At 43.2% G+C, this 25,374-nt stretch carries 27 protein-coding genes; 26 read left to right on the plus strand and 1 reads right to left on the minus strand.

Annotated elements, in window-relative coordinates:
* Positions 1-36 precede the first annotated feature (36 nt).
* The 18 genes from dnaJ (at position 37) to recO (ending at position 15,908) form a co-directional block, all read left to right on the plus strand.
* Positions 37-1,167: a molecular chaperone DnaJ gene (gene dnaJ, locus AC0L13_RS07595; protein WP_473645519.1), complete on the plus strand. Its 1,131-nt coding sequence runs from the start codon at positions 37-39 to the stop codon at positions 1,165-1,167.
* A gap of 15 nt (positions 1,168-1,182) precedes the next feature.
* Positions 1,183-2,127 carry a 50S ribosomal protein L11 methyltransferase gene (prmA, locus tag AC0L13_RS07600; RefSeq protein ID WP_473645521.1) on the plus strand — a complete coding sequence of 315 codons (945 nt, stop codon included), beginning with the start codon at positions 1,183-1,185 and terminating at the stop codon, positions 2,125-2,127.
* 3 nt (positions 2,128-2,130) lie between these two features.
* Positions 2,131-2,871, plus strand: a complete 741-nt coding sequence (locus tag AC0L13_RS07605) for a 16S rRNA (uracil(1498)-N(3))-methyltransferase (protein WP_473645523.1) — start codon at positions 2,131-2,133, stop codon at positions 2,869-2,871.
* Between the two features lie 16 nt (positions 2,872-2,887).
* Positions 2,888-4,228 carry a tRNA (N(6)-L-threonylcarbamoyladenosine(37)-C(2))-methylthiotransferase MtaB gene (gene mtaB / locus AC0L13_RS07610; RefSeq protein ID WP_473645525.1) on the plus strand — a complete coding sequence of 447 codons (1,341 nt, stop codon included), beginning with the start codon at positions 2,888-2,890 and terminating at the stop codon, positions 4,226-4,228.
* 74 nt (positions 4,229-4,302) lie between these two features.
* A complete protein-coding gene (deoC, locus tag AC0L13_RS07615) occupies positions 4,303-5,010 on the plus strand; it encodes a deoxyribose-phosphate aldolase (RefSeq protein WP_473646892.1) in 708 nt (235 codons plus the stop codon).
* Positions 5,011-5,162: 152 nt separating this feature from the next.
* Positions 5,163-5,336: a 30S ribosomal protein S21 gene (rpsU, locus tag AC0L13_RS07620; protein ID WP_009496905.1), complete on the plus strand. Its 174-nt coding sequence runs from the start codon at positions 5,163-5,165 to the stop codon at positions 5,334-5,336.
* Between the two features lie 158 nt (positions 5,337-5,494).
* Positions 5,495-6,826 carry an NfeD family protein gene (locus tag AC0L13_RS07625; RefSeq protein WP_473645529.1) on the plus strand — a complete coding sequence of 444 codons (1,332 nt, stop codon included), beginning with the start codon at positions 5,495-5,497 and terminating at the stop codon, positions 6,824-6,826.
* A gap of 23 nt (positions 6,827-6,849) precedes the next feature.
* Positions 6,850-7,836 (plus strand): flotillin-like protein FloA, encoded by a 987-nt coding sequence (gene floA / locus AC0L13_RS07630; protein WP_473646895.1) that lies wholly within the window; start codon positions 6,850-6,852, stop codon positions 7,834-7,836.
* A gap of 37 nt (positions 7,837-7,873) precedes the next feature.
* Complete coding sequence (locus AC0L13_RS07635) at positions 7,874-8,380, plus strand: hypothetical protein (RefSeq protein WP_473645531.1); 507 nt, start codon at positions 7,874-7,876, stop codon at positions 8,378-8,380.
* A 47-nt stretch (positions 8,381-8,427) separates the two neighbouring features.
* Complete coding sequence (locus AC0L13_RS07640) at positions 8,428-8,685, plus strand: hypothetical protein (RefSeq protein WP_473645534.1); 258 nt, start codon at positions 8,428-8,430, stop codon at positions 8,683-8,685.
* The gene (locus AC0L13_RS07645) at positions 8,675-9,763 is read left to right on the plus strand and encodes a sporulation protein YqfD (RefSeq protein WP_473645536.1); all 1,089 of its coding nucleotides are present in this window, start codon (positions 8,675-8,677) and stop codon (positions 9,761-9,763) included. The genes AC0L13_RS07640 and AC0L13_RS07645 overlap by 11 nt, the downstream gene beginning before the upstream one ends.
* Positions 9,764-9,768: 5 nt before the next feature.
* A complete protein-coding gene (locus AC0L13_RS07650) occupies positions 9,769-10,728 on the plus strand; it encodes a PhoH family protein (protein ID WP_473645538.1) in 960 nt (319 codons plus the stop codon).
* A 65-nt stretch (positions 10,729-10,793) separates the two neighbouring features.
* Positions 10,794-12,920, plus strand: coding sequence for an HD family phosphohydrolase (locus AC0L13_RS07655; protein ID WP_473645540.1), 2,127 nt, complete (start codon positions 10,794-10,796; stop codon positions 12,918-12,920).
* Positions 12,921-12,939: 19 nt separating this feature from the next.
* A complete protein-coding gene (gene ybeY, locus AC0L13_RS07660; RefSeq protein ID WP_473645542.1) occupies positions 12,940-13,410 on the plus strand; it encodes an rRNA maturation RNase YbeY in 471 nt (156 codons plus the stop codon).
* 7 nt (positions 13,411-13,417) lie between these two features.
* Complete coding sequence (locus tag AC0L13_RS07665; RefSeq protein ID WP_473645545.1) at positions 13,418-13,765, plus strand: diacylglycerol kinase family protein; 348 nt, start codon at positions 13,418-13,420, stop codon at positions 13,763-13,765.
* Positions 13,766-13,789: 24 nt separating this feature from the next.
* A complete protein-coding gene (locus AC0L13_RS07670) occupies positions 13,790-14,203 on the plus strand; it encodes a cytidine deaminase (RefSeq protein WP_473645547.1) in 414 nt (137 codons plus the stop codon).
* Entirely contained in the window at positions 14,184-15,098 is a 915-nt protein-coding gene (gene era / locus AC0L13_RS07675; RefSeq protein ID WP_473645549.1) for a GTPase Era, read from the plus strand. The genes AC0L13_RS07670 and era overlap by 20 nt, the downstream gene beginning before the upstream one ends.
* 24 nt (positions 15,099-15,122) lie before the next feature.
* The gene (recO, locus tag AC0L13_RS07680) at positions 15,123-15,908 is read left to right on the plus strand and encodes a DNA repair protein RecO (protein ID WP_473645551.1); all 786 of its coding nucleotides are present in this window, start codon (positions 15,123-15,125) and stop codon (positions 15,906-15,908) included.
* A 23-nt stretch (positions 15,909-15,931) separates the two neighbouring features.
* Here the strand turns inward: recO and AC0L13_RS07685 are convergent, their stop codons facing one another.
* Entirely contained in the window at positions 15,932-17,311 is a 1,380-nt protein-coding gene (locus AC0L13_RS07685; RefSeq protein WP_473645553.1) for a glycine--tRNA ligase, read from the minus strand.
* A 675-nt stretch (positions 17,312-17,986) separates the two neighbouring features.
* Between AC0L13_RS07685 and AC0L13_RS07690 the strand changes: the two genes are divergently transcribed.
* The 8 genes from AC0L13_RS07690 to AC0L13_RS07725 all read left to right on the plus strand — a co-directional run bounded on the left by AC0L13_RS07690 (position 17,987) and on the right by AC0L13_RS07725 (position 25,346).
* Positions 17,987-18,259, plus strand: a complete 273-nt coding sequence (locus AC0L13_RS07690; protein ID WP_473645555.1) for a hypothetical protein — start codon at positions 17,987-17,989, stop codon at positions 18,257-18,259.
* Positions 18,260-18,272: 13 nt separating this feature from the next.
* Positions 18,273-18,902, plus strand: a complete 630-nt coding sequence (locus AC0L13_RS07695) for a helix-turn-helix transcriptional regulator (RefSeq protein WP_473645557.1) — start codon at positions 18,273-18,275, stop codon at positions 18,900-18,902.
* A gap of 38 nt (positions 18,903-18,940) precedes the next feature.
* The gene (locus tag AC0L13_RS07700) at positions 18,941-19,756 is read left to right on the plus strand and encodes a pyruvate, water dikinase regulatory protein (protein ID WP_473645559.1); all 816 of its coding nucleotides are present in this window, start codon (positions 18,941-18,943) and stop codon (positions 19,754-19,756) included.
* A gap of 190 nt (positions 19,757-19,946) precedes the next feature.
* Positions 19,947-21,755 carry a DNA primase gene (gene dnaG, locus AC0L13_RS07705; RefSeq protein ID WP_473645561.1) on the plus strand — a complete coding sequence of 603 codons (1,809 nt, stop codon included), beginning with the start codon at positions 19,947-19,949 and terminating at the stop codon, positions 21,753-21,755.
* Between the two features lie 35 nt (positions 21,756-21,790).
* A complete protein-coding gene (gene rpoD / locus AC0L13_RS07710) occupies positions 21,791-22,963 on the plus strand; it encodes an RNA polymerase sigma factor RpoD (RefSeq protein WP_473645563.1) in 1,173 nt (390 codons plus the stop codon).
* A gap of 73 nt (positions 22,964-23,036) precedes the next feature.
* Complete coding sequence (locus AC0L13_RS07715; RefSeq protein WP_473645565.1) at positions 23,037-23,456, plus strand: hypothetical protein; 420 nt, start codon at positions 23,037-23,039, stop codon at positions 23,454-23,456.
* Positions 23,457-23,683: 227 nt separating this feature from the next.
* A complete protein-coding gene (locus AC0L13_RS07720) occupies positions 23,684-24,826 on the plus strand; it encodes an acyl-CoA dehydrogenase (RefSeq protein ID WP_473645567.1) in 1,143 nt (380 codons plus the stop codon).
* Between the two features lie 136 nt (positions 24,827-24,962).
* Entirely contained in the window at positions 24,963-25,346 is a 384-nt protein-coding gene (locus tag AC0L13_RS07725; protein ID WP_473645570.1) for a c-type cytochrome, read from the plus strand.
* Positions 25,347-25,374: the final 28 nt, after the last annotated feature.

Raw genomic sequence — 25,374 nt, forward strand, 5'->3', positions numbered from 1 at the left:
ACTGCGAATGTCAAAGATTCATGGGAGAGTGGAATAATGAGTAAGCGTGATTATTACGAAGTGCTCGGCGTATCGAAAACGGCGAGTAAAGAGGAAATTAGAAAAGCCTATCGGAAATTGTCAAAACAATATCATCCCGATTTGAATAAAGAAGCGGGTGCAGAAGAGAAATTCAAGGAAGTAACAGAAGCATTTGAAACATTAAGCGATGAAAATAAACGTGCGAATTATGACCAATTCGGCCATGCCGATCCAAACCAAGGCTTTGGTGGATTTGGCGGCTTTAGTGGCGGTTCTGCTGACGGATTCGGTTTCGAAGACATTTTCAGCACTTTCTTCGGAGGGGGTTCGAGAAGACGGGACCCAAATGCGCCAAGAAAAGGTGATGACCTCCAGTATTCCATGACAATCGATTTTATGGAAGCTGTATTCGGAAAAGAGACCGAAATCGAGTTGCCGAGAGAGGAAACTTGTGATACGTGCGACGGAACGGGGGCAAAAAAAGGCACTCCGGTCAATACATGTTCTCATTGTGGTGGATCTGGTCAAATTTCAGTCACTCAAAACACTCCGCTTGGGCAAATGGTGAATCGTCGGACATGTCCGCATTGCCAAGGGACAGGAAAAATCATTCCTGAAAAATGCGGAACTTGCCATGGTTCAGGCCGTGTAACGAAACGTAAAAAGATCAAAGTAACAATTCCTGCAGGTGTCGATGATGGCCAACAGTTGCGCGTGTCAGGTCAAGGTGAAGCCGGCATCAACGGCGGTCCGGCTGGAGACTTGTATATCGTCTTTAGAGTGAAAGATCATGACCGTTTTGTTCGTGAAGGCGATGATATTTACTTGGAATTGCCACTTACATTCCCGCAATTGGCGTTAGGTGATGAAATCGAAGTACCGACCGTGTCTGGGAACGTAAAACTGAAAATACCAGCAGGAACGCAAACGGGAACAAATTTCCGCCTGCGTGGAAAAGGTGTTAAAAATGTTCATGGTCATGGAGTTGGTGATCAACACGTCATCGTCAAAGCCATTACACCTAAAAAAATGACAGAAAAACAGAAAGAGCTTCTCCGTGAATTCGCTTCGATTGAAGGCAACTCGCCGGATGAGTATTCGAGCTCACTTTTTGATAAAATCAAAAGAACAATAAAAGGCGATTGAAAGGGATGAACGTAGTTGAAATGGTCCGAAATCTCCATCCATACGTCACATGAGGCGACAGAAGCAGTTGCCAATATTTTACATGAAGCGGGCGCGAGCGGAGTTATCATTGAAGATTCCGAAGAGCCCGATCGAATTCATGAAGATCGTTTCGGCGAAATTTACGAACTGAAAAAAGAAGACTTCCCTATGGAAGGGGTCATTGTAAAAGCTTATTTGCCAGTCAATAGCTTTTTGATTGAGACGGTAAAGGAAATCAGTGAATCCGTCAACGAACTGGCAGAGTACGGATTGGATGTCGGACTCAATCAAGTGCAGACGAACGAGGTCGATGAAGAGGATTGGGCAACGGCTTGGAAAAAATATTACCATCCGGTCAAAATCTCTGGAAGATTCACGATCGTTCCTACGTGGGAAACATACGAGCCAGTCGATTCTGATGAGTTAATCATTGAACTTGATCCGGGCATGGCCTTCGGCACAGGGACGCATCCAACGACAGTCATGTGTCTCCAAGCGTTGGAGAAATACGTAAAGCAAGGCGACTCTGTCATTGATGTCGGAACAGGATCGGGCGTGTTGTCGATCGGGGCGGCACTTCTTGGCGCATCCAAAGTGCAAGCTTTAGATTTGGACGAAGTTGCTGTGCAGGCGGCGAAAGAAAATATCGCTTTAAACAAGGTGGAAAATGTCGTTGACGTAACACATGGCAACTTGCTGGATTCCATTAAAGAGCCGGCATCCATCATCGTTGCGAATATCTTGGCAGAAGTGATTATGACGTTTTCTGAAGATGCTTATTCGATTCTGCCAGAAGACGGGTTATTCATCGTATCAGGAATCATCGCTCAAAAACGTGACCTAGTGAAGGAAGATCTCCAAAGCAAAGGTTTTGAAATTATTGAATCCGTCTTAATGGAAGAGTGGGTGGCAATCGTCGCATCCAAAAGGGGTGTGTGAAGTTTGCAACGCTATTTCTTAGAGACATCATTTGATAACGATGGAAATGCCTATATTTCAGGCGATGACGGCAAGCACATCGTCAAGGTGATGAGGATGGAAGCTGGTGATTGCATCATCGCAGTCGATAAAGGTGAGGCCTTCATTTCTGAAATTTCCGATATCCTTAATGATGGTGTAGCTGTAAAAAAGAAGGATGCCCAGTTGCCTTCGAATGAGATGCAAGTGAATGTGACAATTGCATGCGGCTTACCGAAAGGTGATAAATTGGATCTTATCGTCCAAAAAGGAACCGAGCTTGGAATGAGGTCAATCATCCCGTTTGAAGCGGAGCGATCCATCGTCAAATGGGATGCGAAAAAAGGAAGTAAAAAGGTAGAGAGGCTCCAAAAGATTGCGAAGGAAGCGGCGGAACAATGTCATCGGACGATTATCCCGGATGTCTTGTCCCCGATGTCCTTCAAGCAGTTGCTTCAGGAGTCCCGAAATTATGATATCCGATTTTTTGCAGATGAAGAAGATGCAAAAGGCACTGATCCGAACAAGATTGCAGATAGGTTGAAAAACGTGTATCATAAACAAACGGTGCTCGTTGTTTTCGGTCCTGAAGGCGGATTGTCTAGAAAAGAAGCTGAGGAAATGCGCAATGCGGACTTCCTATCGGTTTCGTTAGGACCGCGCATACTTAGGACAGAAACCGCTCCGCTTTATTTTTTGTCCGCCATGTCATACGAATTTGAATGAAAGAGGTGAGCAGCTAGTGTCTTCTGTTGCATTTCATACATTAGGCTGCAAAGTGAACCATTATGAAACGGAAGCGATCTGGCAGCTTTTCAAGGATGCCGGTTACGACCGCTCCGATTTCGAGAAAAACGCAGACGTTTACGTAATTAATACATGTACGGTCACGAATACCGGCGATAAGAAAAGTCGTCAAGTCATTCGGAGAGCTATTCGGCAAAATCCGGATGCGGTTATTTGTGTGACTGGTTGTTATGCACAGACTTCCCCGGCTGAAATTATGGCAATCCCGGGAGTCGATATTGTCGTCGGTACACAGGACCGTACGAAATTGCTTGGTCTAATAGATGAATACAAAGTAGAACGCCAGCCGATCAATGCGGTCCGGAACATTATGAAGAATCGGGTATATGAAGAACTCGATGTACCCGCGTTCACAGATCGTACAAGAGCTTCTTTAAAAATACAGGAAGGCTGCAATAACTTCTGCACATTTTGTATTATTCCGTGGGCGCGTGGACTTATGCGCTCTAGAGATCCTGAAGAAGTTATCCGTCAAGCTCAGCAGCTCGTCGATGCAGGCTATCTTGAAATCGTTCTTACAGGAATCCATACAGGCGGATATGGAGAGGATTTGAAGGATTATAATCTAGCCCGTCTATTGCGAGATCTTGAAACCAAAGTAAAAGGATTGAAGCGACTCCGGATCAGTTCCATTGAAGCTAGCCAATTGACTGACGAAGTGATTGGTGTGCTGCGCGAGTCAACTAAAATCGTAAGGCATTTGCATATTCCAATTCAATCTGGATCCAACACGGTCCTCAAACGGATGAGAAGGAAATATACGATGGAATTTTTTGCGGAACGTCTAGATCGTTTACGCGAAGCTTTGCCACATCTTGCAATCACATCTGATGTTATCGTTGGTTTTCCGGGTGAGACGGAAGAAGAATTCATGGAAACGTATAATTTCATTAGAGATCATCGTTTTTCTGAGTTGCATGTCTTCCCTTATTCAAAACGGACGGGAACTCCGGCTGCGCGTATGGATGATCAGATCGATGAAGAAGTTAAGAATGAACGGGTGCATCGTCTGCTTGAGTTGAATGACCAATTGGCAAAACAATATGCTGCTGAATTTGAAGACGAAGTGCTTGAAGTGATTCCGGAAGAGAAATATAAGCTTGATCCGGAAAGTGGTTTGTATGAAGGTTATACAGACAACTATTTGAAAATCGTCTTCCAGGCAGATGAGTCGATGGTCGGCAAAATCGTCAAAGTAAAAATAACGAAGGCTGGATATCCTTATAACGAGGGCCAATTCGTCCGTGTTATTGAAGAGGAAGAAGCCCTTGCGTAAGTAAATTTAGAAAACGGTTCATCCATTGTTGGGTGAACTGTTTTTTAATGCGAAAAATGTCTTTCTTTGCTATGATGAAAGAGGTACGTACAACTGGAGGAGGAATTATTTTGAATCAACAATACGCAGCATACATCGACCATACATTACTGAAAGCGGATGTGACAAAAGAGGAGATCATTCAACTTTGCGAAGAAGCGAAAACATATTCATTTGCATCTGTATGTGTGAACCCGGCATGGGTCAAAACGGCAGCAGAAGTATTGAAAGGAACATCTGTAAAAGTGTGTACAGTTATCGGTTTCCCTTTAGGCGCTTCTACAAGTGAAGTAAAAGCATTTGAAACGAAAGATGCGATTGAAAATGGTGCTGGGGAAATCGACATGGTCATTAATATCGGTGCGCTTCGAAGCGGCGATGATGAACTCGTTAAAAATGACATTGCTGCTGTTGTCGAATCGGCAAAAGGCAAAGCGATTGTGAAAGTGATCATTGAAACTTCATTGCTCACTGAACAGGAGAAAAGAAAAGCTTGCGAACTTTCACGAGCTGTTGGTGCTGATTTTGTCAAAACATCAACTGGTTTCTCTACTGGAGGAGCTACTGAAGAAGATGTGAAGCTAATGCGGGCGGTCGTCGGTCCTGAAATGGGTGTAAAAGCATCCGGAGGGGTTCGCAGCTTTGATGATATGAAAAAGATGATTGAAGCAGGCGCTACAAGAATCGGTGCAAGTTCAGGCGTGCAAATCATGCAAGGATTAGAGGGCAATTCTGCATACTGATAGGCCATCTGCCGTGAAACAGAAAATTTTCCTATTTCGCAAAGATATTTTGAAAGTTTTTTATTGACCACTCACGGATAGTGCGTTATAATTTTTTAGTACAAGGAGTAAAACCTTGTTTCGAAGTGTGCTCGGAGGGAGGGACAAGAGATATGACGAAAACTGTCGTTCGCAAAAATGAATCGCTTGAAGATGCTCTTCGCCGCTTCAAACGTACTGTATCAAAAAGTGGTACAATACAAGAGGTAAGAAAGCGTGAGTTCTATGAGAAGCCAAGTGTCAAACGTAAAAAGAAGTCTGAGGCTGCTCGTAAGCGTAAATTCTAATATCTGTCCATATTAACTAACAAAAATAAGTATGTTATGAATGAAACCGGAAGATCCTATTGGATTTTCCGGTTTTTGTATTGTTTTGACTGAAACTTTTTAACAAGTCCATACGTAAAGAAGGTATAATGGACATAAAGAAAGGGGTGATTGAACGAATGCGTAAAATGATAGGGACGTTTCTCCTGTTCATTTTATTCTTATCCGCGATTTCAATACCTTTTGCGCAAACGGATGCAGCTTCCGAAAAAGTATACCACGTGAAATTAAACCAGGAAGTGGAAAAGGGCCTTCACGCCTATTTGAAGCGTTCCTTCAAGGAAGCAGAAGAAGCTGGGGCGAAAGCAATTATCCTTGAAATCAATACAAATGGAGGCTTTATCGACGCAGCAGGAGAAATAGGGAAATTAATGGATGAGACCGAAACTGATATCATTGCTTATATCAATTACAAAGCACTCTCCGCTGGAGCATACATCGCCCTACATGCTGACAAGATCTACATGTCTCCGAACGGCAAAATCGGTGCAGCTCAAGCAGTTGACGGTGCTGGAAATGCCGTGGAAAACAAGACGCATAGCTTTTGGGTGAAAGAAATGCAGAGCGCAGCAGAATCATCCGGCCGTGATCCTCAGTATGCGGTTGCGATGGCCGATGATTCTGCAGATTTACCTCAATTTCAGGCTGGAGTTGGAGAACTACTGACACTAACAGCAAATGAGGCGTTCGAAGTCGAATATAGTGAAGGTACCGTTTCGTCTTTCCAAGAACTTTTGAAAGTGAACGAGTTGGAAAATGCTGAAATCGTGAAGACAAAAGTAACCTTCACTGAAGGAATTGCTCGTTTTGTTACACATCCAATCGTCGTTCCAATCCTTCTATCAATTGCGGGCTTAGGTCTCGTTGTGGAGCTGTACTCACCAGGCTTCGGCGTTCCGGGAACGATGGCGCTTTCAGCATTGCTTCTATTCTTTTTCGGACATCTTATTGCGGGTCTAGCCGGATATGAAACACTCATTCTGTTCATAATCGGCATTGTGCTCATTGTGCTTGAATTTTTCTTGGCGGGTGGGATAGCAGGCCTCCTTGGGGCAATCGCTATCGTGGTAAGTATCATTTTGGCGGGTGCCAATCCGGTGTTCATGGCGTATTCTGTCCTGATCGCGATTGCTGTAGCCGTCAGCGGGATGGTGATCATTATGAAATTCTTTAGAAGGAAATTGCACTTGCTGAATAAAGTCATTCTGATGGATTCGACAGATACAGAAAGCGGTTATGTATCGAATGTAAATCGGGTCGAGCTTCTCGGCAAAAAAGCTGTGACAATTACGCCTCTCCGTCCATCCGGAACAATCGATATGGAAGGCGAGCGAATCGATGTCGTTTCACAAGGAAGCTATATCGATAGAGGAAAACATGTTATCATTGTGAAGGTTGAAGGATCCCGGATCGTTGTTCGGGAATTCGTAGAAAAGGAGGAAATTGAATAATGGATATAGCAATTGGAGGAAGTATGATTGTAACTATTGCAATCATTATCGGAGCAATCATTATTTTGTCGGTGTTTTTCACGCTTGTACCTGTAACACTATGGATTTCCGCACTAGCGGCGGGTGTACGGGTAAGCATTTTCACGTTGATCGGTATGCGTCTTCGCCGGGTTATTCCGAGCAGGGTCGTCAATCCGCTCATCAAGGCACATAAAGCAGGTTTAAATGTTGCGATTAACCAGCTTGAGAGCCACTACTTGGCTGGCGGTAACGTCGACCGGGTCGTCAATGCATTGATTGCCGCGCATCGTGCAAATATCGAATTGTCATTTGAACGTGCGGCAGCGATTGACTTGGCAGGTCGTGACGTTCTTGAAGCGGTTCAAATGTCCGTAAATCCTAAAGTTATCGAAACACCATTCATTGCTGGTGTAGCAATGAACGGTATCGAAGTGAAGGCGAAAGCGCGAATTACTGTTCGTGCAAACATCGACCGACTTGTCGGTGGTGCAGGTGAAGAAACGGTAGTTGCGCGTGTCGGGGAAGGTATCGTTTCGACAATCGGTTCTTCTGTTGACCATGCTAAAGTGTTGGAAAATCCAGATTTGATCTCTCAGACGGTGTTAGCGAAAGGTCTTGACTCTGGAACAGCTTTCGAAATCTTATCCATTGATATCGCGGACGTTGACATCGGTAAAAACATCGGTGCTGAGCTTCAAACTGAACAAGCGATGGCTGATAAGAATATCGCGCAAGCGAAAGCGGAAGAACGCCGTGCAATGGCTGTCGCGAATGAACAGGAAATGAAAGCGAAAGTCCAAGAGATGCGTGCGAAAGTGGTCGGTGCGGAGGCGGAAGTACCTCTTGCAATGGCAGAAGCTCTCCGGACAGGCAATATCGGCATTATGGATTATATGAACTATAAAAATATCCAAGCGGACACAGGTATGCGTGATTCCATTAGTAAAATCGGTGGGGAACAGCAAAAACCTGACACAACTAAAGAGTGACGTTTGAGCTGAAAATTCCCGGAAAGGGGATGCACAGATGGAGACGTTAATTATAGCAATCGCCATGGGACTTATCAGCATGTTTTTTAAAGGGAAGAAGTCTAATGAGCCCGAGAAGAAGGCACAACCTAAACGGCCACCTGCATCGCAAGGCTCTTCTGAACAACCGGATCCGTTGCGGAAGTTGAAGGAAATGTCCCGAGAGATGTATAAAGAAATTCAACGTGAATTTCAAACGGAAATCGATGAACCTCCTAGCAGGCAGTCATCTGAACGCCAACCCGCCCCGGTCATTTCATCGCCTTCCAAGGCAAGAGAAGTTGAAAGCAGGGGAAGCGTAAAAGAAGTTCCGGTATACACGGAAAAGAAACACGACAGGACATCGAAACGGGAACCGCATCGTGGTCGATTATCGGCTCATCAAGGCACTCTCATTACAAAAGAGATGGTCAAACAGAATGAGATGATCCCGACAAATGAACAGGACTTGATCAAAGGCATTATTTTCTCTGAAATTTTAGGGCCTCCCAAGTCAAAACAATAATCATTGACCCCCTATCCAAATCATAGGCTTGGATAGGGGGTTTTATCTTGAAAAAATTATTTAAAATGAACTCAACTGTAACGATTGAAGAATTTGTTTCGGTCAAAATTACAGGCCCTTATTCTTTAATGAAACTTGGGCCGGATTATGCAACGATTCGTTGCGGTGACCATGTTATCGAAGCTGCGGGGGAGGAGCTAATCGTCGAAACGCTATCGGAGGAGATGGCTGTATTCTCATTTGAAACATTAACATCCGTGACAATTAAAGAAATGAAAGATGGACAGGGCGCCTATGATTCATAAACGGTTTAACGTCATTCTTATTGGAAAAACTGACCCTTCCAGATTTTTGACATTTCTTGCTACATCCGGTGTGAAGGTTTCCGGAATTATGGAGTCCGGGAAAGGGATACGATTCCGTACCGATAAAAAAGGTATTCAATTCATTAGGAAACATAGACGACGGTATAAAATGAAAGTTTCAATCAAACCAGCAGATGATGGGGCGGTTGAAAAAAGGCTTTTCACATCCTTCCGTTTTCTCATTGCTTGCCTTATCCCGCTCGTTGCCTCATTATTCCTTTGGAAAATCGAAATTGAAACGGACGTGCCAGAAGTATCAGAGAGGATCAGCAACAAGTTGGAGGACATATCGATATCGATGTATCGTCCGCTTTCCTTGATTCCGGATGAAGGGGAAATCCGAAGAGCGCTCATGTTGGAGGATCCGTCGCTCTCTTGGGTTCGATTCAAGCGGTCAGGAAGTACATTGACGGTTATACCTATGCTCTCCCCGAAATTGAATGACAAAGTCGAAAAAGTGGGACCTCCTTCTGATCTCGTTGCGCGTACAGGAGGTGTCATAACAGGTTTTCAGTTGAGCAGGGGCGAAAGGGTTGCTCGAGTGCATCAAACGGTTAAAAAAGGTGATTTGCTTGCTACGGGGATATTGGAGCAAGGGAATAAGCGTGCAGTGGTCGGTGCGGAAGGATCTGTATATGCTGATTTTTGGACAGAATACTCTTTTAAAATTCCGAAAACCGTTGATTATCATCTGCTTGGGGAGGAAAATGTCATCATCCATTGGCAATCTCCTATTGTATGGAAAAAGGGTGAAATGCCAGTCTTTCGATCTTTTATTAGAACAGAAAGGCACCGCGAAGACAGGTTTGATCAATTTGAGTTGACGGAAGGCATGGAGGAAGATGTAATCATTCCGTTACTAAAATATAAAATCATGACAGAAACACAAACCGATCTCATCATAAAAGATGAAAACATTTTACACTTGACGTTCGGAAATGATACAGTTGAGGGGACTATATTGTTTTTAATGAATGAGAATATAGCGATAAAAAGACCGTTATCCCAAGGAGACTGAAACTATTGAGCGAACAACTGATTCAACTTCATATCGAGGAACCGAATGAGGCCGTCATGCTTCTCGGCATATCCGATCAAAATATGAAATTGATTGAAGAATCCATGAATATTTCCATCCTTACCCGCGGAGATACGATTTCACTTGCCGGGGAAGAACAAGATATCGTTGCCGGGAAGTATCTACTAGAGCAATTGTTAAAAGTGATCCGTAAAGGGATCAACATCAATTTACGCGATATTTCTACAGCAATCGAAATGGTGAAAAATGGCACGATTGAATATTTTGCCGAGTTATATGATGAAGAAATTGCTCGGACGGCAAAAGGGAAGGCAATCCGTGCGAAGACGATCGGCCAACGGGAGTACATTCACGCAATACGGAAAAATGACTTAGTATTCTGTATCGGGCCAGCAGGTACCGGTAAGACGTACCTCGCAGTCGTTCTAGCTGTGCAGGCAATGAAGACCGGATCTGTAAAGCGAATTATTTTGACAAGACCGGCAGTAGAAGCTGGTGAAAGCCTAGGATTTCTTCCTGGAGATTTGAAAGAGAAGGTCGATCCTTATTTACGTCCTCTTTATGATGCTCTGCATGACGTTCTAGGGGCCGAACATACAGAAAGGCTCATCGAGCGGGGAGCGATTGAAATCGCGCCTTTGGCGTATATGAGAGGCCGTACGCTTGATGATGCTTTCGTCATCCTCGATGAGGCGCAGAACACGACAAAAGCGCAAATGAAAATGTTTTTGACTCGACTTGGCTTTGGCTCCAAAATGGTCATAACAGGCGACAAGACACAAATCGATTTACCTCGTGGCGTTGAATCGGGACTTAATGCTTCTGAATCGATCTTGAAAAAAGTACCTGAAATTCATTTTCAATATTTGGAGCAAGGTGACGTCGTACGACATCCAATCGTCGCAAAAATCATCGAGGCGTATGAAAGTGAGCAGTCATCTTAAAATGACTGCTCTTTCATCATTTCAACAACGAACGAAAAGATAAAGAGAGATAGGGGGAATTGTTTGTGTTCACACCCATCATTAAACTTTTCAAGTCCTTGAAATTCAAATATTTATCAATGTTCGTCATAGGATTAGCAGCTATCGCATTATTTTCCCTGATGTATGGAAATGTAAAGCAAGAAACGTATGAGCTTCATGAATTCAAAATCTCTCCAAAGACAATCCGTTCTTTGAAAACGGTTGAAGATACTGTCAAGACGGAGCAGGAAAAGAAAAGAATCGAATCGGAAGTAACACCGTTTTATCAGTTTTCGGAAGATATCGCGAAGAACAGGGCCGCCATTGCCATAAACTTATTCGATTTCATCATAGATGAGAAGCAACAGAATGTTCCTGACACCGGAAATCCAGATAAAAAAGTGAAAACACGTTCCGAACAAATTAAAGATATTAGGGAGAAGTTTTTAAAACTGGAAGAAGAGGAGCCCGGCCTTCGTTTAACTGATGATGCCATTTCAAGCTTGTTAACAAGAGATGTATCCGTCTTACGCAAAATGCAAAATGAAATATCAAGCATTATTACGGAAGAATTGTCCAAGCCTATCCGAAGTGGTGATTTGTCTACGGTCCGCTACGAAGTGGAAAGGAAGCTCCGTTTGTCCGAAGCGATTCCTCCCGCAGAATTACAGACACTCATCACATTAGGAAGATCGCTTGTTGTTGAAACGGAAACAATCAACAAAGAATTGACAGACAAACGAATTGAAGAGGAAAAAAATGCAGTTGAGCCTACTAGGATTTTGCAAGGTCAAGTCATCGTTCGAGAAGGCCAATTCATCGATTCGGAAATATACAGACAGTTGGAATTGACAGGCCTATTGACAAACCAGTCATCTACGAAGCCGATGGCAGGGCTTATACTGTATGTTGTTTTTGTGTCCGCAATTGTTTTTATGCATTTCACAACATGGCGGGAAGACAATAATAAGAAAAAGAAATCATTACTGATCGTCTATTCCGTCTTCTTCATTCTCGTAATTATGATGAAGCTTATCAGTTTAATTGATAAAGAGTTTGATGTGCAGATTGCATTCCTATTTCCGACGGCACTGGCACCTCTTCTTGTGAAGCTGCTAACGAATGAACGGTTAGCTTTCATGTTGACGATTATTACTGCCGCTACCGCTGGCATTATGCTTCAGGAAGGATTCGCTGCAATCATGCAAATGGAGATTGCCCTCTATATTTTGTTCAGTGGAGTCATAAGCATCTATGTTTTAGGAAATAACGGGCGAAGATCGAATATTTTACGGACGAGCCTTGTCGTGGCGGCGTCTAATATTCTGTTCATAGGTTTCTATTTATTGATGACCCAGTCTACGTATGAGCTGTCTGAGTTGGTATTTTACTTGATAGCCGCAACAGCTTCAGGAATATTGTCTGGAGCTTTGACGATCGGTTTAATGCCTTTTTTCGAATCTGCTTTCGGGTTGCTTTCGGATATGAGGCTGATCGAATTATCAAACCCGAATCACCCTCTTTTGAAAAAAGTACTTACCGAAACACCAGGTACATATCATCATAGTGTGATGGTCGCCAACTTGGCAGACGCCGCATGTGAATCGGTTGGGGCCGATGGATTGCTGGCAAGAGTCGGTAGTTATTATCATGATATCGGGAAGACGATACGACCGGGGTTTTTCATCGAGAATCAACATGGCATCGTTAATCCACATGATGAATTGCCACCAGAAAAAAGCCGTGATATTATTATTGCCCATGCAAATGACGGTGCAGACCTGCTTGCTAAGCATAAAATGCCGATCGAAATCATCAATATTGCAAGGCAGCATCATGGAACAAGCTTTTTGAAGTTTTTCTTTGTAAAGGCGAAGGAATTGGGACAGGATGTAGTAGAGGATGATTTTCGCTATCCAGGACCGAAGCCGCAGACGAAGGAAATCGCCATCATTTCAATTGCGGATAGTGTCGAAGCGGCAGTACGTTCTTTAAAGGAGCCAACACCGGAAAAAATAGCAAAATTAGTCAAATCGATAATCGCCTCAAAATTGAATGACGGACAATTCGATGAATGTGATTTATCGATGAAGGAATTAAAAACGATCGAAAATGTTATTTGTGAAACGTTAAACGGCATTTTCCATAGCCGGATTGAATATCCGGACTGATCAGAAGGAAGGCGAAACAATGCTAGATATTTATTTTAATGATGAAACGGAAAAAGTGACCGAAGACATTACACAACTTGTGGCGAATGTATTGAATCATGCAGCTGGTATGGAAGGGCTTTCCGGCCAACCTGAAGTGTCGGTGACTTTCATGACGGATGAAGAGATTCGAAAAATAAATGCTGAATACAGAGGAAAAGATAAGGCGACCGATGTCATTTCATTTGCGCTTGAGGAAATGACAGAAGGGGAAGTCGCTGTTATCCAAGAAGAGGACATGCCGATCGTCCTCGGTGACATTCTAATATCAGTCGAGACAGCGTCAAGACAAGCTGCTGAATACGGGCATGATGAAAGGCGCGAAATCGGCTTCCTTGCCTTGCATGGATTCCTGCATCTTCTTGGATATGACCATATGACGGAAGAAGACGAAAAGAAGATGTTCGGAAGGCAAAAGGAAATCCTGACATCTTTCGGCTTAGAAAGGTAGGAAGGGGATGCATCCTTTCCTCAAGTCTTTCCATTATGCGCTAAAAGGAATACGACATGGCATTTTGAATGAACGTAATTTAAGATTTCATGCATTTGCTATAGTTGTCGTATCGATTGCAGGTATTTTAACAGGTCTCACTGCGACAGAATGGTGCATCATTTTTATTCTATTCGGTGGCATGACTGCTTTAGAGATGATAAATACTGCGATTGAGCGAACTGTGGATCTTATTACAAATGAGATTCATCCCCTGGCGGAACAGGCGAAGGACGTAGCTGCTGGGGCGGTTTTGGTTTTCGCACTTTTCTCTGCAATCATTGGAATGATCATATTCATTCCGAAATGGTTGTAAATAAACTTATGTAGAGGTGTAATTATGGATAAAATGCTATTGATAGAAGAAGCAAAAAAGGCACGTGAAAAAGCATATGTACCTTATTCGAAGTTTCAAGTAGGGGCGGCTTTGTTGACAGCTGACGGACAAGTAATACATGGCTGCAATATTGAGAATTCAGGCTACAGCATGACAAATTGCGCAGAAAGGACAGCTTTTTTCAAAGCTATTTCAGAAGGCATCATGGACTTCAAAGCTTTGGCGGTAACTGGCGATACAGAAGGCCCAATTTCACCATGCGGCGCATGCAGACAAGTAATCGCTGAATTCTGCAATTCCGACATGCCCGTCTATTTGACGAATTTAAACGGAGTCGTGAAAGAGACGACCGTAGGGGAATTGCTACCAGGTGCTTTCTCCAAGGAGGATCTGGATTATGCAGAAGGAAAGCAATAAATTCAAATCAGGTTTCATATCGATCATTGGCAGGCCGAATGTCGGGAAATCCACATTTCTGAATCGAGTTGTTGGTCAAAAGATTGCAATCATGAGCGATAAACCACAGACGACGAGAAACAAAGTGCAAGGCGTTGTTACGACGGACAGTTCCCAATTAATTTTCATTGATACTCCAGGAATCCATAAGCCAAAGCATAAGCTCGGAGATTTCATGGTGAAGTCGGCGCGTAATACATTAAAGGAAGTCGATGTTATCATGTTCATGGTGAATGCTAACGAGCCGATTGGTGGAGGAGATAGGTTCATCATCGATTTATTGCAAAACACGGAAACTCCTGTATTCCTAGTAATTAACAAAATCGATCTCGTCCATCCTGACGATCTTTTGACGACGATCACTTCGTATACAGAGGAATATGATTTTGCGGAAATCGTACCTCTATCTGCATTGAACGGCAATAATGTCGAAAGGTTAATGGAAACATTGACAAACTATTTGCCCGAGGGACCGAAGTATTATCCGGACGACCAAGTGACCGATCACCCGGAGCGCTTCATCATCTCTGAATTTATTCGTGAAAAAGTTTTACATTTAACACGCGAGGAAATCCCTCATTCAGTTGCTGTTGTCATTGAAAAGATAGATAGGGATGATAGCCGCGGACTTATCGATGTGGCTGCTACAATTATCGTTGATCGGGATTCCCAAAAAGGGATTGTCATCGGTAAAAAAGGTGCCCTTTTGAAAGAGATTGGAACGAAGGCAAGACATGATATCGAAATGCTTTTAGGTTCAAAAGTATTTTTAGAGCTTTGGGTAAAAGTGCAGAAGGATTGGCGCAATAAACCCGGTCAATTACGAGAATTTGGATTCCGCGAAGACGAGTATTGATTTTTCAATTGAGGAGGGATGTCCTTGCTGAACAAATGGGAAGGGATCATCCTTAAAAGCATTCCATACGGCGAATCGAACAAAATCGTCACTCTCTATACACGCGAGGCGGGGAAAATGACCGCGATGGCGAGGGGGGCGAAAAAACCGGCTAGCCGTTTAGCTGCTGTGACGCAAACGTTCACGTACGGATATTATCTTCTTAGGTCCGGGCGGGGAATGGGGACGCTTGAACAGGGCGAGCCGATCGATTCAATGCGACATATCAGAGAGGATCTTGAAGCGACCGCTTATGCTAGCTACATAGTCGAGCTAATCGACCGATTGACAGAGGATCATGGAAATGGACCAAATGTATTCGGGTTGCTGTACGAAGCCTTGCATGCGATCAATGAGCAATACGATCCTGAAGCGATTGCTTTGTTCGTCGAGTGGAAGATGCTGCCCGTCGCTGGCGTCCATCCTGTCCTTCATCAATGCGCGAATTGCGGAGCGACTGAGGGCGAGTTCGCATTCTCATTTCAGGAGATTGGATTCCTTTGCCATCGTTGCTTTCAGATCGATCCTTATTTAGTCAGGATCACTCCGACGCAACTCAGGTTGATCCGCACTTTTTATACAGTGCCCATCGAGCAGGTCGGTTCATTGAATTTGAAAAAACCGACCAAACAGTTCATGAAAAAAATTGTACGGACAATTTATGACGAACAAGTGGGAGTTCGATTGAAGTCACGTTCATTCTTAGATCAATTGGAACGTACTCCTGAGCTGTTGCCACAAAAAGAAAAACCGGAGGAAAAAGGTGAATGACCTTTTCCTCCGGTTTTTTACACTTAAAATACGAGATGCTTCGCAATATAATCTACAACATCCGCGATTGGCATACGAACTTGTTCCATGGAGTCGCGGTGTCTTACTGTAACTTGGCGATCTTCCTCCGAATCAAAATCGTATGTGATGCAGAACGGGGTTCCGATTTCATCTTGTCTACGGTAACGTCTTCCGATAGACTGAGAGTCATCATACTGTGTAGCGAAATGCTTACGCAGCTCAGCATATACTTCTTCTGCACCTTCCGAAAGCTTTTTGGATAATGGAAGGACAGCTGCTTTAATAGGAGCTAGGGCAGGGTGGAAACGCATCACTGTACGTTTGTCGTCTCCTTCAAGCTCTTCTTCGTCGAATGCATCGCAAAGGAATGCGAGTGTCACTCGATCAGCGCCGACAGAAGGTTCGATGCAATACGGAATATATTTCTCATTCGTTACAGGATCTTGATAATGGAAATCTTCACCCGAATGCTCCATATGGCGGGACAAATCGAAATCAGTTCGGTTCGCAATCCCCCATAGCTCTCCCCACCCAAATGGGAATTTATATTCAATATCCACTGTTCCTTTCGAGTAATGCGAAAGTTCTTCAGCATTATGCTCGCGCAATCGAATATTTTCGACTGTCAAACCGAGGTCTAATAGCCATTTTTCGGAGAAGTCTCTCCAATACTCATACCATTTCATATCTTCGCCAGGCTTGCAGAAGAATTCCAATTCCATTTGTTCGAATTCACGGGTACGGAACGTGAAGTTTCCTGGTGTGATTTCATTCCGGAAACTCTTACCGATTTGCGCAATGCCGAAAGGCATCTTTTTACGCATAGACCGTTGAACATTTTTAAAGTTTACGAAAATCCCTTGAGCTGTTTCTGGACGTAAAAAGATTTCATTTGCAGAAGAATCTGTAACGCCTTGTGTAGTTTTAAACATTAGATTGAATTGGCGGATACCAGTGTAGTCCATAGCACCACAATCCGGACAAACAATATTATGTTCTTGAATAAGTTCTTCCATCTTTTCGAACGGCATACCATCTACGACAAGCTCAATACCTTTCTCGTCCAATGCATCTTCAATCAGCTTATCTGCACGATGGCGAGTTTTACATTTCTTACAGTCGATCATCGGGTCATTGAAGTTCCCGATGTGGCCGGAAGCTGCCCATACTTTCGGATTCATGAGGATGGCAGCATCGAGTCCTTCGTTATATGGCGACTCTTGCACAAATTTCTGCCACCAAGCTTTTTTTATGTTGTTTTTCAGCGCGATGCCGAGGGGACCGTAATCCCAAGTGTTTGCCAAGCCGCCGTATATTTCCGATCCAGGAAATACAAAGCCTCTTTGCTTCGATAAATTGACAATTTGATCCATTGAATACATGTGAATATCCCTCCAATTAAAATAAGCACCCATCCCCGGACATGAAGTCCGAGGACGAGTGCATGATGACCCGCGGTTCCACCTCGATTGGCTGCGAAAGCAACCCTCTTTACGAAATGCTGGCTCCAGGCTGCCGTTTCATGCCAGTACGGGCTTCCACTCTCCCCGTTCGCTCAAGGTGGCATTACTTATAGACCTTTCTCCGCCTATTGAATTCAGTATTAGTGTAGCACGCTTCCGCAATCTCTGCAATCCATATCGCTACTACCAGTTTATTTATCATATGTTGTTCTTTATTAAAATGATATCCAAGCCATGTTGATTTCCGTTCCGAGCGAAGCGAATCACGCAGGATGAGCTTTGCCGTATTTTTACATGGTTTTCGTAAAAATTAAGGCAGTGCCTTTTAAAACGGTGCTCGTAACGCTACGCTTTTACTCGCAAAAGCCGTTCTTCGTTACGGCTTTCGCTCTGCACTCCAATCAACAGAAAACATTTTAAACGGGTTCACTTGACGGAGATAATCGATTAATGGAATAACAATAGAATAAGATCTCGAATTTGAAACTCCACTTAATGTATTGGATATTTTTGGTGCGTGGTTGTATCATTGACTAACTATCATTTGTTTTTTTCTGCGTACATATGAAACATTCTAATTGATTGGAGTGGAGATTGGCGACTCCAGCGAACGCCGTCACGAAGAACGGCGGTTGCGAGCACAAGCCTAGCGTTGCGATCAGAATATTGCAGGCTGCCTTAATTTCTGCAAAAAACGCAGAAATACGGCAAATCGAACCCTTCGCTGTTCGATTGGCAGAAGCCGTGCCCGCTGAAAGCGTCCAATCGGAACGGAAATCAATGGTGTATGGCGGAAACGAAGCCATCGGGTTAGGAATTATGGATGTAAAATGCTATACTAAGCAAGATATATTATCGAACGATTAGGGCGGTGATTCATATGGAATTGAATAAGCGCCAGACTGAAATCCTTGAAATTGTCAAAATGGATGGTCCTATCACTGGTGAACAGATTGCAGAAAGGTTAAGTCTCGCTAGAGCGACGATAAGACCCGACTTGGCAATCCTGACAATGGCAGGCTTTTTGGATGCAAGGCCGCGTGTCGGCTATTTTTATTCAGGGAAAAAACCTGTCCAATCAGTTGCAGACGGAATGATCGGAATGAAGGTCGGTGATTTCCAATCCATTCCTGTTGTTGTCAATGAAAATGTAACAGTCTATGATGCTATTTGCCAAATGTTCCTAGATGATGTTGGAACACTCTTTGTCGTAGATAAATCATCCTGTCTCACTGGAGTTCTATCCCGCAAGGATCTGTTGCGAACTAGTCTAGGCAACAGCGAGCTGGATAAAATACCGGTGCATGTCATCATGACAAGGATGCCGAATATTACATATTGCAAGAAACAGGATTCACTCATTCAAGCGGCAAAGAAAATGATCGACCAACAAATAGATTCACTTCCTGTCGTTACAATAAAAGAGGAAGGTTTGGACGTGGTTGGTAGAATTACAAAGACGAATATTACCCGTGCATTTCTTTCGCTAGCTGAAGATCATGAATTATAAGCGTTGCCTTCTGAGCAAAATGAAAGAGGAGTGATACAATGAGAAAGTTGACATTGTTCATCGTTTCCGATTCTGTCGGCGAGACAGCGGATTTAGTTGCCAAGGCAGCGGCGAGCCAATTCAGACAGGATCTCGAAACAGTTTCGACAAAACGTTTTTCCCATGTCGAGGATGAATCACAACTGCGTGAAATCGCATATTTGGCAAAACAGCAAAAAGCAATAATTATATATACGCTCGTAAAGAGCAGTATGCGAAGGAAATTAAAAGAGGAATGCGAGAACAATGGCTTGCAATGCATTGACCTGCTAGGTCCCATTGTCAAGGAGATCGGCGCATCCTTAGATGAAAAGCCATTTGAGGAGCCGGGGCTTGTTCGGCAGCTGGATGATGATTACTTCAAAAAAATTGAAGCAATCGAATTTGCGGTGAAATATGATGACGGTCGTGATCCAAGAGGCGTACTAAAAGCAGACATTGTATTAGTAGGAGTCTCTCGTACATCAAAGACGCCGTTGTCCCAGTATCTTGCACATCGTCGGTATAAAGTGGCAAATGTTCCGCTCGTTCCAGAAGTCGATCCTCCGGAGGAATTATATAAGATTGACCCTAAGAAATGTTTCGGCTTAGTCATTTCTCCAAGCGTCCTTAATTCAATTAGAAAAGAAAGATTAATAGCGCTCGGCTTGAAGGATGATGCAAATTATGCGAGAATCGAACGTATCCAACAGGAATTGCAGCATTTTGAGAAGGTTGTTTCGAAAATCGGTTGTACTGTGATCGATGTATCGAATAGAGCAGTAGAAGAAACTGCCAACCTAATTTTAAGCGAAGTTGCCAATCGTAATTCATAATATACAAAAAGAAGGACCACCAAGTAAAAATGGTTGGTTCTTCTTTTGCGGATTGTGTACAATAGTATATTGTCGCAATACTATTATCATATTATAAGAAAAGTGAAGGATTATGATTTTATTTTGTCGAATAAGCAGGATTTATGAAAACTGTCTCGAATTCAATATGTGAGAAGAGAATGGTGATAGGATGACTAAAATTCCAGAAGAGACAATCGAAGAGATCCGTTCCAAAACGGATATCGTCGATCTTGTCGGTGAATATGTCCAATTGACGAAGCGAGGCAGGAATTGGTTTGGACTTTGTCCTTTCCATGGTGAAAGTACACCTTCTTTTTCCGTTTCAGAAGAAAAGCAAATATTTCACTGCTTCGGTTGCGGCGCTGGCGGCAACGCCATCACCTTTGTCATGGATATCGAAAATAGTCCTTTTACAGAAGCTATCTCCAAGCTAGCCGAACGAGCGGGCGTCGAATTGGACGTTTCCTATAGCGAATCTTCCAAAGGTGGAAGATCGAATGAATTCCAGCATATGATAGATGCACACACGCTTGCGGCCAACTTTTATAGTCATTTATTACTGAATACGGTGGAGGGTGAAAAAGCATTACATTATTTGGAGCAAAGAGGGTTTTCCCGTGAACATATCGAAAAGTATGGTATAGGGTGGTCGCTTGATGATCGGGAAGTACTTACCCAATTGTTAATTCGTAAGAAGTTTGATATGAAGGAGATGGAGCTTGCAGGACTTTGTATTATGAAAAATGATGGAACTGGGTATTTCGATAGGTTCCGGGGACGTATTATGTTCCCGTTACATGACGATAATGGAAACGTAGTTGCTTTCTCAGGAAGAACAATATCCGATTCAAAAGAGGAAGTAAAATACTTGAACAGCCCAGAAACGCCAATTTTTGAGAAGAGCCGATTGCTCTATAATTTTCACAACGCACGTCTTAATGTTCGTAAAACGGGTAAAGTAATACTGTTCGAAGGTTTTATGGACACAATTGCCGCCGAAAGAGCGGGTATTATGAATAGTGTAGCTGTAATGGGTACATCCTTGTCTGACACCCATCTGACCAAAATGAAGCGAATTGCCAATCAGCTGATTATTTGCTGTGATGGCGATAATGCAGGATGGGATGCAGCGAAACGATTTGCTGTCCTTTCCAATCAAAAAGGAATGGATTCAAAAATCGCCTTATTGCCGGGAAAAATGGACCCCGATGAATATATTTCTAAATTCGGTGCCGAATCGTTCGCTGAAAAAGTTATTGGCAATCCACATTCGTATATGTCATTTATTATGGCTTATTATAAAAGGTCTAAAAATTTATCGCATGAAAACGATGTGTTGCAATATATCCATGAAGTGCTAGAAGAGCTAGCCCCCAGAGTATCACCGGTTGAACGAGATTTGATGATCAGGCAATTGTCAGCTGAAACGGGAGTTTCCCCAAACGCTCTCAATGAACAATTGCTGAAAAAGGTCGGTAAGTTGGCTAGTCAGGAAAAGGCTGCGCAACCGGAAGGACAAGCGATACCGATAACAGTGTCCAACCGGAGGATGACAAGCATCGAACGGGCTGAAAGGCTTTTGTTATGCCATTTGCTTAACGATGGAAATTTATTCGACAGAATTCGGGACGACAATCCGGAACTATTCTTTCGAGAAGAATATGCTGCGATTTTCATAAAGCTAGCCGGGTTTTATGAAAAGCACGGCATGCCCGATTTCCATAGATTCGCGGAGTCTTTGGAGGATCGGGAGCTTCGCAAAGTTGTCATGGAAGCCGCAATGCTTGAAAGAGACCCCGAATTTGCTGAACAGGAAATAAAGGATTGCATTCATCATCTTAATAAGCATCGAATTATTCGACGCATCGATGAGATGATTCATGAATCGAAAGAAGCAGAAAAGATTAACAATCATACCCGGGCACTGGAGCTGGCCAGGGAAATTATACAGCTCCGGAAATCATTATCGGCAATGTAGGCCGTATTCCGGTGAATTAAGGAGGAACGGGTATTATGACTAATGAGCAATCAGGAGAAATGGAGCACGAAATGACATTAGATGAAGCAAAAGCAGGTTTATTGGAAGCTGGGAAAAAAGCGGGAGAATTAACTCTAGAAGAAGTGACGGAGAAATTATCCGTCTTTGAAATGGAGCCTGAGCAGTTTGAAGAGTTCCTTGACCAAATCGAAGCCGCAGGCATTGAAATGGAACGTAAGGATGAAGAGGAAACGAACGCAAAGGATGAAGAACAATTTGACTTGAATGACCTAAGCGTTCCACCAGGTGTGAAAATCAATGACCCTGTACGTATGTATTTGAAAGAAATCGGCCGAGTCGACTTATTGACCGGAGATGAAGAAGTGAAATTGGCCATTGCCATAAAAGAAGGCGTGGAAGCAGAAGAAAAGCTTACTGAAATGAAAAAGCCGGATCCTGCCCTTCTTGAGATTGTTGAAAAAGGTGAAAATGCTAAGAAGAAGTTAGCAGAAGCCAATTTACGGCTAGTTGTAAGTATTGCAAAGAGATATGTCGGACGCGGTATGCTCTTCCTTGACTTGATTCAGGAAGGAAATATGGGTCTTATTAAAGCGGTTGAAAAGTTCGATCATACAAAAGGATTCAAATTCAGTACGTATGCAACATGGTGGATCCGTCAAGCAATTACAAGGGCGATAGCGGATCAGGCGCGTACAATCCGAATCCCGGTGCATATGGTCGAGACGATTAATAAACTGATTCGAGTACAGCGTCAATTACTTCAAGATCTCGGTCGTGAACCATCCCCAGAGGAGATCGGCGAAGAAATGGATCTGACAGCAGAAAAAGTGCGTGAAATTCTAAAAATCGCTCAAGAGCCGGTCTCCCTTGAGACACCAATCGGGGAAGAGGACGACTCACACTTAGGGGATTTCATCGAAGATTCGGAAGCACAGTCGCCATCAGACCATGCTGCCTATGAATTACTAAAAGAACAATTGGAAGATGTTTTGGACACGCTGACAGACCGTGAAGAAAACGTATTGCGATTGCGTTTCGGTTTGGATGACGGTAGAACGAGAACGTTGGAGGAAGTCGGGAAAGTCTTCGGAGTTACACGTGAGCGAATTCGTCAAATTGAGGCGAAAGCACTTCGAAAACTAAGACACCCATCCCGTAGCAAAAGATTAAAGGACTTTTTAGAATGATCATCCGCATCGGCATAAAACATGCCGGTGCGTTTTAACTTTGTATCTGAATGATGATTAGGGGCGAAATATGATGAATGATCAGCGGAAAAAGATCATTATGGCTGAAATCAATTACTGGAAACAAAATAAATTGCTGCCTGAGCATTACTGCGATTTTCTCATTACGCTATATACACAAGGGGATCACGACGAGGAAATCAGTGCAACGGAAGCTATTCTGTCAAAAAAGAAAATGAAGAAGAAGGCACGCGCAATCCTCATCCAATCGTTATACATACTCTTTGCATTCGCTGTGCTCGGTATCTCTTTAAAGCTATGGACGCTCTATTTCGAAGGACAGAATATGCTGTTAGTCGGTCTTTTAATCGTGAACTGTTTATTGTGGCTATTAGCTGGAAGACTACTAAAGCAACTATATTTTACAATTTCAGGAGCTGCAGGGTTGGTTTTGATCGTCGTCTTCATTATGAAGTCGGTAATCCCGCATTAACTGGCTGTAAAATCCCCCATATAAGAATTATCAAGGAATCAAAAGATACTAAGAGGGAATTAACAGCCAGTAAATGCCCGATTGGTTCAACTAACAATCAGTGAGGATGAAAGAACACTGATTGAAGTTTCACCTTATCTAGCATCCTTCGAAAGAATGATTGTGATAATGCCGATCATTTCGGTATAATTGAAATGTAAGCGTTCACAACAAAGGGGATGAATAAAATGAATTTCGATTTGACAGATGAGCAACAGATGATCAGGAAGATGATAAGGGAATTTTCCGATGAAGTCGTTGCACCGGGAGCAATTGAACGGGATCGCACAAAGGAATTTCCAATCGAGATATTCAAACAGCTATCTGAAATGGGAATGATGGGATTGCCATTCCCTGAGGAGTATGGGGGAGCCGGAGCGGATACGATCAGCTTTGCAATCGTTACGGAAGAGCTGAGCCGTGGGTGTGCTTCCACCGGTATTACATACTCCGCACATATTTCTTTAGGAGGTGCACCGCTTTATCTATTCGGAACGGAAGAGCAAAAACAGAAATATTTAACGCCAATCTGTACAGGGGAATCATTTGGTGCATTTGGGCTCACCGAACCGAATGCGGGATCTGACGCCGGGGGGACGCAGACAACCGCGTTAGAAGATGGCAATGATTTTGTTATTAATGGATCGAAAGTATATATTACGAATGCAAGCCACGCAAAACATTTAGCGCTTACAGCAATAACGGGAAACAAGAATGACAAGAAAGAAATAAGCGCTATTATCGTACCGACAAATGCAGAAGGGTTCACGATTATCGACAACTATGAAAAGATGGGTTTACATGCGTCGAACACTACTGAACTCGTACTCGATAATGTGAGAGTTCCTAAAGAAAACCTTCTTGGGAAGCGCGGTGAAGGCTTCCGGCAATTTCTAGTCACGTTGGACGGTGGCAGAATCGGAATAGGAGCAATGGCTGTAGGTATTGCACAAGCTGCTTTTGATAGGGCGTTAAAGTATTCGAAAGAACGGAAGCAGTTTGGGAAAACCTTATCTGAATTCCAGATTACTCAATTTAAATTGGCCGATATGGCAATGAAAATTGAATTAGCAAGAACTATGGTTTATAAGGCGGCATGGTTGAAAGACCAAGGACGACCGTTCACGAAAGAAGCCGCCATGTGCAAACTGTATGCCTCCGAAATTGCGATGGAAGTTGCGGATCAAGCAATTCAAATTCACGGAGGATACGGCTATATGAAGGAATATGAAGTTGAACGCTATATGAGAGATGCGAAATTGCTCGAAATCGGAGAAGGTACGTCAGAAGTGCAGCGCATGGTTATTGCAAGACAAATTGGCTGTCACTAAGAAAATTATGTCCAAATTGTCACAAAACGTTAAATGTATATGGATAACTCTTTCAGTTTTCATCTGGATACAGTACAATATTAGTTGTGCACTGTATATTTTTACAGAATAATTCCTGGTGAAGGAGGGTAATTCGATGAAAAACAATCCTGTAGTGCCTTATATCCTGATTTTCGCGCTAGGATTAGGACTTATTTTCTTCATGTCCTTATACGGTATCGAGCAGAAAAAAGAAATCGCTGGAGCGGATGAAGAAGGAAAAACTGAAGAAACAACTGAAGGGGCAGCATCCGAGGATTTTGATCCTGAAGGCTTTGCTCAAGGGAAATGTATCGGCTGTCACGGTGGTGATCTGGCTGGTGGTGGAATGGCGCCATCGCTTGTTGGTCTTTCATTATCTCAAGATGAAGTTCATGACATCATTAAAAACGGTACAAGTGGCGGAATGCCTCCATTCGGTAGCCAAATCTCAGACGAACAAATCGATCAATTGGCAGAGTATATTTTATCACTTAAATAAGTACGGGAAGCCATCGGTGGCGTTTTAC

Source organism: Sporosarcina sp. QA0331 (genome assembly GCF_055808055.1).

Excerpts from the sequence above, each read along its gene's own strand:
- AC0L13_RS07700 (WP_473645559.1), top strand. The coding sequence starts at position 18,941 with ATGAGAAAGTTGACATTGTTCATCGTTTCCGATTCTGTCGGCGAGACA.
- AC0L13_RS07725 (WP_473645570.1), top strand. The coding sequence starts at position 24,963 with ATGAAAAACAATCCTGTAGTGCCTTATATCCTGATTTTCGCGCTAGGA.
- AC0L13_RS07635 (WP_473645531.1), top strand. The coding sequence starts at position 7,874 with ATGGAGACGTTAATTATAGCAATCGCCATGGGACTTATCAGCATGTTT.
- era (WP_473645549.1), top strand. The coding sequence starts at position 14,184 with ATGCAGAAGGAAAGCAATAAATTCAAATCAGGTTTCATATCGATCATT.
- AC0L13_RS07645 (WP_473645536.1), top strand. The coding sequence starts at position 8,675 with ATGATTCATAAACGGTTTAACGTCATTCTTATTGGAAAAACTGACCCT.
- AC0L13_RS07695 (WP_473645557.1), top strand. The coding sequence starts at position 18,273 with ATGGAATTGAATAAGCGCCAGACTGAAATCCTTGAAATTGTCAAAATG.
- AC0L13_RS07720 (WP_473645567.1), top strand. The coding sequence starts at position 23,684 with ATGAATTTCGATTTGACAGATGAGCAACAGATGATCAGGAAGATGATA.
- rpsU (WP_009496905.1), top strand. The coding sequence starts at position 5,163 with ATGACGAAAACTGTCGTTCGCAAAAATGAATCGCTTGAAGATGCTCTT.
- AC0L13_RS07670 (WP_473645547.1), top strand. The coding sequence starts at position 13,790 with ATGGATAAAATGCTATTGATAGAAGAAGCAAAAAAGGCACGTGAAAAA.
- dnaG (WP_473645561.1), top strand. The coding sequence starts at position 19,947 with ATGACTAAAATTCCAGAAGAGACAATCGAAGAGATCCGTTCCAAAACG.
- AC0L13_RS07685 (WP_473645553.1), bottom strand. The coding sequence starts at position 17,311 with ATGTATTCAATGGATCAAATTGTCAATTTATCGAAGCAAAGAGGCTTT.
- floA (WP_473646895.1), top strand. The coding sequence starts at position 6,850 with ATGATTGTAACTATTGCAATCATTATCGGAGCAATCATTATTTTGTCG.
- ybeY (WP_473645542.1), top strand. The coding sequence starts at position 12,940 with ATGCTAGATATTTATTTTAATGATGAAACGGAAAAAGTGACCGAAGAC.
- AC0L13_RS07715 (WP_473645565.1), top strand. The coding sequence starts at position 23,037 with ATGAATGATCAGCGGAAAAAGATCATTATGGCTGAAATCAATTACTGG.
- deoC (WP_473646892.1), top strand. The coding sequence starts at position 4,303 with ATGAAAGAGGTACGTACAACTGGAGGAGGAATTATTTTGAATCAACAA.
- AC0L13_RS07625 (WP_473645529.1), top strand. The coding sequence starts at position 5,495 with ATGCGTAAAATGATAGGGACGTTTCTCCTGTTCATTTTATTCTTATCC.
- AC0L13_RS07665 (WP_473645545.1), top strand. The coding sequence starts at position 13,418 with ATGCATCCTTTCCTCAAGTCTTTCCATTATGCGCTAAAAGGAATACGA.
- rpoD (WP_473645563.1), top strand. The coding sequence starts at position 21,791 with ATGACTAATGAGCAATCAGGAGAAATGGAGCACGAAATGACATTAGAT.
- dnaJ (WP_473645519.1), top strand. The coding sequence starts at position 37 with ATGAGTAAGCGTGATTATTACGAAGTGCTCGGCGTATCGAAAACGGCG.